Below are 2,215 nucleotides of genomic sequence, written 5' to 3'. Positions count from 1 at the left end.
CTCCTCGCCGCCCTTCTTGGGCTTGTCGAGGACGTGGTCGCGTTCCCGCTCCATCTCGTTGGCGAAGCCGAGCAGGTCGGGCACGGTCGGCAGGAACACGGACGCGGTCTCGCCGCGCCGCCGGGACCGCACGAAACGCCCGACGGCCTGCGCGAAGAAGAGAGGAGTGGAGATGGTGGTGGCGTACACCCCGACCGCGAGCCGCGGCACGTCGACGCCCTCGGACACCATCCGGACGGCGACCATCCACCGGTCGGTGTTGTGGCTGAACTCGTCGATGCGGTCCGAGGCACCGGAGTCGTCGGACAGGACGAGCGTCGCCCCGTGGCCGGTGATCTCCCGGATGAGCTTGGCGTAGGCGCGCGCCGACTCCTGGTCGGAGGCGATGACGAGGGCGCCCGCGTCCGGGATGGCCTTCCTGACCTCGGTGAGCCGCTGGTCGGCGGCGCGCAGCACGCTCGGCATCCACTCGCCGCGGGGATCGAGCGCGGTGCGCCAGGCCTGGCTGATGGCGTCCTTGGTCATGGGCTCGCCGAGCCGCGCGGCGATCTCGTCGCCCGCCTTGGTGCGCCAGCGCATGTTGCCGCTGTAGGAGAGGAAGATGACGGGCCGCACGACGTTGTCGGCGAGCGCGTTGCCGTAGCCGTAGGTGTAGTCGGCGGAGGACCGCCGGATGCCGTCCTGCCCCTCCTCGTACGTCACGAACGGGATGGGGTTGGTGTCGGACCGGAAGGGCGTACCGGTGAGGGCGAGCCGCCGGGTGGCCGGTTCGAACGCCTCCAGACAGGCCTCGCCCCAGGACTTGCTGTCGCCGGCGTGGTGGATCTCGTCGAGGATGACGAGGGTCTTGCGCTGCTCGCTGCGGTTGCGGTGCAGCATGGGGCGCACGCCGACACCGGCGTAGGTGACGGCGACCCCGTCGTACTCCCGGCCGAGCGGACCCGCGCTGTACTCGGGGTCCAGCTTGATCCCTATCCGCGCCGCCGCCTCCGCCCACTGCTTCTTCAGGTGCTCGGTCGGCGCCACGACGGTCACCTGCTGCACGACGTGATGGTGCAGCAGCCAGGACGCGAGCGTCAGCGCGAAGGTGGTTTTCCCGGCGCCGGGTGTCGCGACCGCGAGGAAGTCCCGCGGCTGCTCCTGGATGTACTTCTCCATCGCCCCTTGCTGCCAGGCACGCAGCTTGCTGGCGGTACCCCAGGGGGCGCGGCCGGGGAAGGCGGGTGAGAGGTGGTGGTTCGAGGAAGCGGTCATGGGCGCGGGCCCGGAGGGCCCTCCGTTGAGGGTGGCGGTGGGCGACGGGCGGGAGGTAGTCACGGTCTCCGGTCTGTGATCTGTGGTCGGGCGGCTCGATGGGGTAGCGGCGAGCGGCCCTGCCACAGCGGCTGGGCCGGCTCGGCTACGTATGACAACCGGGCCACCCTACCGGCGGCGGGACCGGGTCAACGCGCGTACGACACCCGCTCCCCCGGCGATGGGATCCACCTCACAGCGACCTCAGCCGTCCCGCGATCACCGCGACGTCACCCTCGTCCCCGGAGGCGACATCAATGACCAGGTCGTACGCCCGTTCCTGGTCCACGTCCGCGAGGTCGACGCCGTTGACGGCAAGAAACGTGGCCGCCGCGAGCCAGGCCGTGCGCTTGTTCCCGTCGACGAGGGGGTGGTTCGTGACGATGGCGTGCAGCAGCGCGGCCGCCTGGTCGTGGAGGTCCGGGTAGGCGGCGGTGCCGAACATACGGGCGCGCGGCCGGTGCACGGCCGACTCCAGCAGTCCGGGCTCCCGCTGCTCGGGCGCCCGCCCGCCGAAGGCGACCTCGGCGAGGGCGGTGACCTCGGCGACGGTCAGATGACGGCTCACTCCCCCAACCTCCGCAACAACTCGGCGTGCGCCGAGGCGAGCCGCTCGGCCTGCCGCCGCACGAGCGCCCCCTGCGCCCGCACGTACGCTTCCAGCGCCTCCCCCACGACCTCGTCCGGCCCCCGCCCCTGCGCGTCGGCGAGGTCGGCGAGGGCCCGATGGAGTGCGGGATCGAGGCCGTGGGTGATCTCGGTCATGCGCTGAGGTTAGAGGGGCAGCAGGCAGTGGCCCCACCGGTTTACGGGCGGCGGCCCCACCCCGGTTCGCGGGCGGCCGGGGTGGTCCGCGAGCCGTCGCATGGCGAGCCGCGATTCCGCTGGTCGCGGGTCCACTAGCCACCGGTCCGCAAGCCGC

At 72.1% G+C, this 2,215-nt stretch carries 3 protein-coding genes; all 3 read right to left on the bottom strand.

Annotation, left to right across the window (positions count from 1 at the left end; genetic code table 11):
• Window positions 1-1,254 (bottom strand): DEAD/DEAH box helicase (locus AOK15_RS40790; RefSeq protein WP_055524266.1); only part of this gene is annotated, 1,254 nt, incomplete at its 3' end.
• 232 nt (window positions 1,255-1,486) lie between these two features.
• A complete protein-coding gene (locus tag AOK15_RS40785; protein ID WP_055524264.1) occupies window positions 1,487-1,861 on the bottom strand; it encodes a type II toxin-antitoxin system death-on-curing family toxin in 375 nt (124 codons plus the stop codon).
• Complete coding sequence (locus tag AOK15_RS45450) at window positions 1,858-2,058, bottom strand: hypothetical protein (protein ID WP_055524262.1); 201 nt, start codon at window positions 2,056-2,058, stop codon at window positions 1,858-1,860. Before AOK15_RS45450 ends, AOK15_RS40785 begins: the two co-directional genes overlap by 4 nt.
• Window positions 2,059-2,215: the final 157 nt, after the last annotated feature.

Origin of the sequence: Streptomyces ossamyceticus, assembly GCF_001418475.1 — a bacterium.
Lineage (GTDB): Bacteria > Actinomycetota > Actinomycetes > Streptomycetales > Streptomycetaceae > Streptomyces > Streptomyces ossamyceticus.
Note: the sequence above shows the minus strand (reverse complement) of the source record. Positions and strands in the feature narration are given on the sequence as shown.

What these genes read in the sequence shown, in the direction of transcription:
- AOK15_RS45450 (WP_055524262.1), bottom strand. Translation starts at nt 2,058, where the DNA reads ATGACCGAGATCACCCACGGCCTCGATCCCGCACTCCATCGGGCCCTC.